The sequence below is a fragment of the Streptomyces sp. NPDC008313 genome, from assembly GCF_042956125.1.
In the GTDB taxonomy this organism is placed as follows: domain Bacteria; phylum Actinomycetota; class Actinomycetes; order Streptomycetales; family Streptomycetaceae; genus Streptomyces.
This window is the reverse complement of the sequence record NZ_JBIBFR010000027.1, coordinates 100,471-108,500: the sequence shown is the minus strand read 5'-3', so window position 1 is coordinate 108,500 and position 8,030 is coordinate 100,471. Positions and strand designations below refer to the sequence as shown.

Annotated in this window: 7 protein-coding genes; 4 read left to right on the top strand and 3 right to left on the bottom strand. The window is 71.9% G+C overall.

All coding sequences use genetic code 11. The annotated features are described in order from the left end of the window. Window positions 1-124 precede the first annotated feature (124 nt). A complete protein-coding gene (locus tag ACFY93_RS29465; protein WP_391364588.1) occupies window positions 125-628 on the bottom strand; it encodes a GNAT family N-acetyltransferase in 504 nt (167 codons plus the stop codon). 216 nt (window positions 629-844) lie between these two features. Here ACFY93_RS29465 and ACFY93_RS29460 point away from each other — a divergent pair, with 216 nt between their 5' ends. After that, the gene (locus ACFY93_RS29460) at window positions 845-1,393 is read left to right on the top strand and encodes a GNAT family N-acetyltransferase (protein ID WP_391364586.1); all 549 of its coding nucleotides are present in this window, start codon (window positions 845-847) and stop codon (window positions 1,391-1,393) included. 214 nt (window positions 1,394-1,607) lie between these two features. Here the strand turns inward: ACFY93_RS29460 and ACFY93_RS29455 are convergent, their stop codons facing one another. Then, window positions 1,608-2,183 carry a DUF1062 domain-containing protein gene (locus ACFY93_RS29455; RefSeq protein WP_391364584.1) on the bottom strand — a complete coding sequence of 192 codons (576 nt, stop codon included), beginning with the start codon at window positions 2,181-2,183 and terminating at the stop codon, window positions 1,608-1,610. 390 nt (window positions 2,184-2,573) lie between these two features. Here ACFY93_RS29455 and ACFY93_RS29450 point away from each other — a divergent pair, with 390 nt between their 5' ends. Further along, entirely contained in the window at window positions 2,574-3,314 is a 741-nt protein-coding gene (locus tag ACFY93_RS29450) for a VOC family protein (protein WP_391364582.1), read from the top strand. 139 nt (window positions 3,315-3,453) lie between these two features. On the opposite strand, the gene ACFY93_RS29445 is transcribed toward ACFY93_RS29450, so the two are convergent. Continuing rightward, on the bottom strand, window positions 3,454-4,170 hold the full coding sequence (locus tag ACFY93_RS29445; RefSeq protein ID WP_391364580.1) for an FCD domain-containing protein: 717 nt from the start codon (window positions 4,168-4,170) through the stop codon (window positions 3,454-3,456). Window positions 4,171-4,650: 480 nt separating this feature from the next. Between ACFY93_RS29445 and ACFY93_RS29440 the strand changes: the two genes are divergently transcribed. Further along, window positions 4,651-7,038, top strand: a complete 2,388-nt coding sequence (locus tag ACFY93_RS29440) for a phosphoketolase (protein ID WP_391364579.1) — start codon at window positions 4,651-4,653, stop codon at window positions 7,036-7,038. 225 nt (window positions 7,039-7,263) lie between these two features. After that, complete coding sequence (locus tag ACFY93_RS29435) at window positions 7,264-7,893, top strand: hypothetical protein (protein WP_391364577.1); 630 nt, start codon at window positions 7,264-7,266, stop codon at window positions 7,891-7,893. Window positions 7,894-8,030: the final 137 nt, after the last annotated feature.

The window sequence follows — 8,030 nt, the reverse complement described above, 5'->3', positions numbered from 1 at the left end:
GGGAACATCCCGCTTCGCGGGACGTTCCCGAAACCAGGATCAACCCCTACAAGCCGACCCCACCGGGGTTGACGAAACAGATAGGGGCACCCCCCGGGCAGCGGAACCGCTGGACGGTCTCGGCTCAGGACGGCCGGCGCTCCAGGTCGCACTGGTACCACGTACCCGACTTGCCGCCGAGGTGGGCCGGGCCGGCCGGACCGACCGGGATGAAACCGGCCTTGGTCAGCACCCTCCGGGACGCCACGTTCTGGTGGGAGGAGGCCGCCCGCAGTACGCGCAGCCCGTAGCGGGTCGCCGCCCGTCGGCACAGTTCCTGGACGGTCGCGGTCGCCACTCCCCGGCCGGTGACATGCTGGGCTACGCGGTATCCGAGTTCCGCGGCGTGGTCCTCGAAGTCGACCAGGTTGAACCTGCCGAGGACCGAGCCGTCCTCGGCGACGAGCACGTGAAAGGCGCAGACACCGGCTTCCTGCTCGGCCAGCAGCGCGTCGTACCGGTCGGCGAACCGGTCGAAGTAGTCGTCGCCGCGGTCGGAGACCGAGGCCGCGAAGTAGGCGCGGTTCGCCAGCTCGAAGGCCAGGACCGCCGGGGCGTGGCTGGAATGCAGCCGCTTCAGCTCGGGCATCGCCCGACCCTACCGAGCCGGTGAGCCGAGGCCACCTGATTTTCCGGCCCGCGCCCGGTCCCGAAGGCCGGGGCACACTGGTACTTGGGTCATGCCCGAACGCGTCCGGTCACGGTGGAACCCGTACCAGCCCCGCGGCCCCCTGCCCCGGCCCCGGCCCCGGGCAGGCTTTCCGCAACTCCCGCCCTGGAGCGTGCCGTGCGATACGTTTCCGCAATGACCGAGCCCGGCCCCGTCCCCTGGCCGCCCACCCCGATCCGGACCGGGCGGCTCGTGCTCCGTGAGTCCGAGGCCCGGGACCGTGCGGTGTTCATCGAGCTGTTCGCCTCGCCCGAGGTGGGCACGTACATCGGTGGCCCCCGGCCGCGTGCAGGGCTGGAGCGCGAGGTACCCGAGGTGCCCGGACGGCGCCCCGGCCTCTTCGTGATCGAACTCGACGGCGAGATGATCGGGACGGTCACGCTCGATCGGCGCCGGGCGGGGCCTTCGGGACGCGTCCGTCCGGATGGCGGGGAGGCCGACCTCGGCTACATGCTGCTGCCGAAGGCGTGGGGACGCGGGTACGCCGCGGAGGCGTGCGCGGCGGCGCTCGACTGGTTCGCGGGAGCGTGCCCCGGTGAGTCGGTGGTGCTCTGCACCCAGGTCGCCAACGAGCGTTCGATGCGCCTCTCGGAGAAGCTGGGCTTCACCGAGGTGGAGCGGTTCGAGGAGTACGGCGCCGAGCAGTGGTTTGGCGTGTGGTCGCCGGTCGCACCACGTCGTTGACCTCGCGCACCACGTCGTGGATCCGCGGGCTGCGGTGCGAGCGTTGGACCAGGGTTCCTGCCTCCGCTCGGGGGCGGTCCGCCGGTCGCCGATCTCCGTGCGCCGAACGCGGAGGCCTCACACGTGTGTCACGGCCAAGCGGCGCTCACGCCTCACCACGGCGGGCTTCCCGGAGGCAGGCGTCGAGCGTGGCGCCGGTGGCCTGTGGGAGGGCTCAGCGCTTGAGCGTGAAGGTGAAGTCGCCGGAGAGCCTGCCGCTCAGCCGGGCCGCCGACACGAGCCTGCCCTCCGTGATCAGCCTCTCGACCTCGCCCCGCGATAGCCCACAACCGTCAGCGATCAGCCGCACCGGCCGGACCGGGATCCGTGCCGCGAAGCGGACCGATACGTCGATCACCTCGTGGTCCAGGTGGTCCGACCCGACCGACCCGTCCGACCCGTCCGACCCGTCCGTGTCGAGGCGCCAGGCGTTGTCCCAGTCGAGGGCGATGCGGTTACGCCGCTGCAGGACCGGGTCCTGGAGCAACTCGGCCGCCAGGGCAAGGTCGTTGTCGTGCAGCCGGTCCAGCAGTCCGGGCTGCAGGGCGCGCACGTTCATCCGCTCCAGGAGCGTGAGCTTCGCGGTGTCCCCGCAGGAGGTGCAGAGCACGAGGAGCCAGGCGTCGAGACGCTTGTGATGCGCGTTGACGCGGAACTTGCCGTTCGCCCGGAAGCGCCCGGAGGCGCAGACATGGCAACAGCGGTGAACGAGTGGCGGGCAGGTGGGAGCGATCACCCAGGTGGTGAGCACAGAAGTACACCGGTTTCAGTGAGAAGTCCGCAACAAAAGGCAGCGCGGCGCACATGCGCGACGCGCGACAGATCAGCGCTCGGGAGGTCTCACAGGGTGTACAACGGCACGTCCTGGCCTGGACAACGTGGGTCGGCAGAAAGGTAGTGGCACGGCGCGACCCCGCTCCACTGATTTTCGACCGCGGCAGAGGGCGCCCGTTTCAGGATGCTGGGCATGTCCGGTCGCGCTGAGCGCTGTGGTGGGCGAATGAGGTCGTCCCTGTCTCACGGCATTCCTGCTTCGCGACGAGGCCTGTCGGCACCGCCGTGCCGCCGTGCGGACGTGCCGCCGTGCCGCCGTGGAGATGTGCCGCCGTGCGGACGTGCCGCCGTGCATAGGATCGCCGGCATGGCGCTGCGACCTGTGCATGTGAACATCAAGGCCCTTGATCCCCCGGCGATCGGGCGATTCTGGGCGGAGGCGCTGTGCTGGACTGCCTACAGCCCCGGCGTGACCACGTACGTCGGGCCCGGGGGCGGCCTCGTGTGGCCGGACCCGGTCGCCGTCGGCATCGACGTCGTTCCCGTCCCGGAACCCAAGACGGCGACGAAGAACCGGACGCACCTCGATCTCGCCACCACCTCCGCGGCCCATCAGGCGGAACTGGTCGCGCGACTGCGGGCCCGCGGTGCGACGTCCGTCGACGTGGGCCAGGGCGAGGTGCCGTGGAAGGTCCTCGCCGACCCGGAGGGCAACGAGTTCTGTGTGCTGGAGCCCCGGGACGTCTACCGGGACACCGGGCCGGTCGCCGCGGTGGTGGTCGACTGCGAGGATCCGCGGGCCATGGCACGGTTCTGGGGCGAGGCGGTGGACTGGGCCGTCCACGAGGTGACGGATGATCAGGCGGTGCTGCGCTCCGCCGGGGGCGTCGGCCCGTATCTCGAGTTCCTTCGCACGCCCGGAGCCAGGACCGTGCCCGACCGCGTCCATCTGGACCTGCTGCCGTATCCCGGTGACGACAGAGCGGAGGAGGTGGCGCGGCTGCGGGCCCTCGGAGCCACGGACCTCGACGTCGGCCAGGGCGACGCCCCGTGGACGTGCCTGGCGGACCCGGAGGGCCACGAGTTCTGCGTCCTCGCCCTTTCGTGACGAGGCTGACCACCGGGTCCCCGCGACGTTCCGGCACGTGAGCCGGACCGGCTGAGGCACTGCGACGGGGCAAGGAGTCCGGCCGCGTGCTGTCGCCCCGTCGCCGCACGTGACCGGAGCCGGCCGCCGGTGACGGGCGTCAGCGGACGCCCAGCTTGCGTGCGCGGGACCTGTTCCCGGCAGCCTGCTCCCGCTGCCGCGCCGCCCACAGGGTCCGTACGTGGGCCAGGTGGTGCCGCATGTGTTCCTCGGTCGCGGCGACGTCACCGGACAGCATGAGGTCCAGCAGCGCCGTGTGCTCCTCCGCGGACGCCACCAGTGCCCCCGCCTCCGCCAGTTCGGTCAGGCCGTAGAGCCGCGACCGCTTCCGCAGGTCGGCCACGGTCTCGACGAGGCGGGAGTTGCCGGCCAGAGCCAGCAGGCCGAGGTGGAAGCGGCGGTCGGCCTCCAGGTAGCCGATGAGGTCGCCCGCACGAGCGGCGGTGACGATCTCCTCGGCCACGGGCCGCAGGGCCTCCAGCTGATCCCGTGAGGCCGACCGGACGACCCGGCCGACGGTCGGGATCTCGATGAGGGCGCGGATCTCGGTGAACTCGTCCAGGTCGCGCTCGGACAGCTCGGTGACGCGGAATCCCTTGTTGCGGACGGCCTCGACCAGACCTTCGCGCGCCAGATCCAGCATGGCCTCGCGTACGGGGGTCGCGGAGACTCCGTACTCGGCGGCGAGGGTGGGAGCGGAGTAGATGACTCCGGGCTGCAGGTCGCCCGCGATCAGTGCCGCGCGGAGAGCGTTGGCCACTTGGTCACGCAGATGCTCCTGCACAGCGATGACTTTGCGGGGCTTCAGCTCGCTCATGTATGGCCCTCCGAGGATTTGTTGGCCCACTATACAATGTCACGTTGTGCGATCGGCCCCCGGCCCGCCCGGACGTCGGCGCGCGGTCGCCGTACATGTCGAAGCGGCCGTCGAGGTAGTGGGTGTACTCACACCACGCATATCTACCGCTGGGGCTACCTCGCCGTCCGGTACATGCTCACTCGGTGACGGTTCCGCCGCCGCTGCCGACCGTGACGGTCCGGGTGGCGGTGGCGCCCTTGTCGTCGGTGACGGTGAGCTTGACGGTGGCGAGCAGGCCCCGCCGCGACACGGCGGGGCCTGCTCGCCACGCCCACGCCCTCCACCGCCCGGGACACCGTGCCCGGCGGCCGGCGTCGAGCACGCCGGTGCACCGGGTGGGGCCCGATTGGCCCTGTCGTGGGCGCGGAGCGCCGGGGAAGGTGAGGAAGGTACGGACCCGACGCACCTCCGACCGCACTCCGACCCGGAAGGGAACCGATGACGTCCGTCGACACACAGCAGGTGCCCGTCCCCCTCACCGACGACGAGCTGAGGCGGCTGGACGCCCACTGGCGCGCCGCCAACTACCTGGCCGTCGGCCAGATCTACCTCATGGCCAACCCGCTGCTGACCGAGCCGCTGCGCCCCGAACACGTCAAGCCCCGGCTGCTCGGCCACTGGGGCACCTCACCCGGGCTGAACCTCGTGTACACCCACCTCAACCGGGCCATCCGGGCCCGCGGCCTGGACGCCCTGTGCCTCTGGGGGCCCGGCCACGGCGGCCCCGCGGTCGTCGCCAACTCCTGGCTGGAGGGCTCGTACACCGAGACCTACCCCGACGTCACACAGGACGCCGACGGAATGGAGCGGCTGTTCAAACAGTTCTCGTTCCCCGGCGGGGTGCCCAGCCACGTCGCGCCCGAGACGCCCGGCTCCATCCACGAGGGCGGCGAACTCGGGTACTCGCTGTCCCACGCCTACGGGGCGGCCCTGGACAACCCCGGTCTGCTCGTGACCTGCGTCATCGGCGACGGCGAGGCGGAGACCGGACCACTGGCCGCTTCCTGGCACTCGAACAAGTTCCTCGACCCCGTCCACGACGGCGCGGTCCTGCCCGTTCTGCACCTCAACGGGTACAAGATCGCCAACCCGACGGTGCTCGCCCGGCTTCCCGAGTCCGAGCTGGACGCACTGCTCAAGGGCTACGGCCACGACCCGATCCATGTCACGGGCGACGACCCCGCCGCCGTCCACCGGGCGATGGCCGCGGCCATGGACACCGCGCTGGACCGCATCGCCGGCTTCCAGCACGCCGCCCGTGAGAACGGCGCGACCGAGCGGCCGCGCTGGCCGGTGATCGTCCTGCGCACCCCGAAGGGCTGGACCGGCCCCGCCGAGGTCGACGGGCTGCCCGTGGAAGGAACCTGGCGCGCCCACCAGGTTCCGCTGTCCGGCGTCCGGGACAACCCCGACCACCTGCGGCAACTGGAACAGTGGCTGCGGTCCTACCGCCCGGAGGAACTGTTCGACGAACACGGCGTCCCCCGCGCGGAGGTCCTGGCCTGCGTCCCCGAAGGCGCCCGTAGGCTCGGCGCGACCCCGCACGCCAACGGCGGCCTCCTGCTGCGGGAACTGCCCCTGCCCCCGCTGGAGCGGTACGCCGTCCCCGTCGACAAGCCCGGCACGTCCCTGCACGAGCCCACCCGCGTCCTGGGCGACCTGCTGGAAGACGTCATGCGAAGCACCGCCGGCCGACGGGACTTCCGCCTCGTCGGCCCCGACGAGACCGCCTCCAACCGCCTCCAGGCCGTCTACGCGGCGAGCGGCAAGGCATGGCAGGCCGGCACCCTCGACGTGGACGAACACCTCGACCGGCACGGCCGGGTGATGGAGATCCTCTCCGAACACACCTGCCAGGGCTGGCTGGAGGGATACCTCCTGACCGGCCGGCACGGGCTGTTCTCCTGCTACGAGGCGTTCGTCCACATCGTCGACTCCATGGTCAACCAGCACATCAAGTGGCTGCGCGTCACACGCCGGCTGCCCTGGCGCGCGCCCATCGCCTCCCTCAACTACCTGCTGACCTCGCACGTGTGGCGGCAGGACCACAACGGCTTCTCCCACCAGGACCCCGGGTTCGTCGACCACATCCTCAACAAGAGTCCCGAGGCGGTACGGGTCTACTTCCCCCCGGACGCCAACACGCTGCTGTCCGTCGCCGATCACGCGCTGCGCAGCAAGGACTACGTCAACGTCGTCGTGGCGGGCAAGCAGCCCTGCTTCGACTGGCTGACGATGGACCAGGCGAAGGCCCACTGCGCGCGCGGCGCCGGAATCTGGGAATGGGCCGGTACCGAGAGCGGCGAGAGGGAGCCGGACGTGGTGCTCGCGGCCGCCGGTGACGTCCCCACACAGGAGATGCTGGCCGCCGCCCAGCTGCTCCGGCTCCACCTGCCGGACCTGGCGGTCCGCGTCGTCAACGTCGTCGACATCGCCCGGCTGCTCCCGAGCGAGGAACACCCGCACGGCATGACCGACTTCGAGTACGACGGCCTGTTCACCGCCGACAAGCCGGTCATCTTCGCCTACCACGGCTACCCGTGGCTGATCCACCGCCTGGCCTACCGCCGCACCGGCCACCCCCACCTGCACGTGCGCGGCTACAAGGAAGTGGGCACCACCACCACGCCGTTCGACATGGTCGTCCGCAACGACCTGGACCGCTACCGGCTCGTCATGGACGTCATCGACCGCGTCCCCGGCCTCGCGGTGCGCGCCGCGGCCGTGCGCCAGCGGATGGAGGACGCCCGGCTGCGCCACCACGAGTGGATCCGGGTCCACGGCACCGATCTGCCGGAGGTCGCCGACTGGTCCTGGGACGGCTGACCGCCGGCCGGGGCGCCCGGACGGGGGCGGGTGGGCGAGGCGCCGCGCGATTTCGCGGGGCGCCGGACGGCACCCGCCCCCGGTGTGTGTCCGAAGGGCCCGCGAAAACAGGGCCGTTGGGCCCCACGACCGCGGCCCAACGGCATCCGGCGCGGGCCCGTCCCCTCGCCGAGACTGAGTGCTGTCAGGAACCGACCGACCGGACCGTTCCGAAGGGACCCCGTCATGGCTGTCCACGAGCACTCCCACCGCTCCACCGGCTTGCACTTCACGCACTTCGGCAGGGGCCGTACCGCCGCCCCCGGCACCGCCGCCGTACCGGCGGTCGGCGACACGCACACCGCGGCCGCTCACGTCCTCGCCGCGGCCCGCCTGCTCATGGGCTTCGTCTTCCTCTGGGCCTTCCTCGACAAGACCTTCGGCCTCGGATACGCCACCCGGTCCGGAGGAGGCTGGATCGACGGAAGCTCGCCCACCGAGGGCTTCCTCGGTCACGTCGCGGCCGGGCCGATGGAGTCCACCTTCCACGCGTGGGCCGGCGCGGCCTGGGCGGACTGGCTGTTCATGCTGGGTCTGCTCGGCATCGGCCTCGCGCTGACCGCCGGAGTGTTCCTGCGCCTCGCGGCCCTCGCGGGAACCGTCATGATGGCGCTGATGTGGATGGCCGAGTGGCCGCCGGCCCGGCACCTGTCGGACGGCTCCGCGAGCATGTCGACGAATCCCTTCGCCGACTACCACGTGGTCTACGCCGTGGTGCTCGTCGCCCTCGCGCTCTTCTCGGCCGGGGACACCCTCGGTCTCGGACGGCTGTGGGCGCGCCTGCCGCTCGTCCGCCACAGTGGATGGCTCCGCTGAACACCGACCGGTGGGGGGGGGGCCCCCCCCCGGCCCCCCCCCCCGGGCCCCCCCCCCGCCGCGCCCCCCCCCCGCCCCCCCCCCCCCCGGGGCGCCCCCGCGGCCGCCCCCCCCCCGGGCCCCGGAAAAGCGGGCAG

Excerpts from the sequence above, each read along its gene's own strand:
- ACFY93_RS29460 (WP_391364586.1), top strand. The coding sequence starts at position 845 with ATGACCGAGCCCGGCCCCGTCCCCTGGCCGCCCACCCCGATCCGGACC.
- ACFY93_RS29440 (WP_391364579.1), top strand. The coding sequence starts at position 4,651 with ATGACGTCCGTCGACACACAGCAGGTGCCCGTCCCCCTCACCGACGAC.
- ACFY93_RS29450 (WP_391364582.1), top strand. The coding sequence starts at position 2,574 with ATGGCGCTGCGACCTGTGCATGTGAACATCAAGGCCCTTGATCCCCCG.
- ACFY93_RS29465 (WP_391364588.1), bottom strand. The coding sequence starts at position 628 with ATGCCCGAGCTGAAGCGGCTGCATTCCAGCCACGCCCCGGCGGTCCTG.
- ACFY93_RS29445 (WP_391364580.1), bottom strand. The coding sequence starts at position 4,170 with ATGAGCGAGCTGAAGCCCCGCAAAGTCATCGCTGTGCAGGAGCATCTG.
- ACFY93_RS29435 (WP_391364577.1), top strand. The coding sequence starts at position 7,264 with ATGGCTGTCCACGAGCACTCCCACCGCTCCACCGGCTTGCACTTCACG.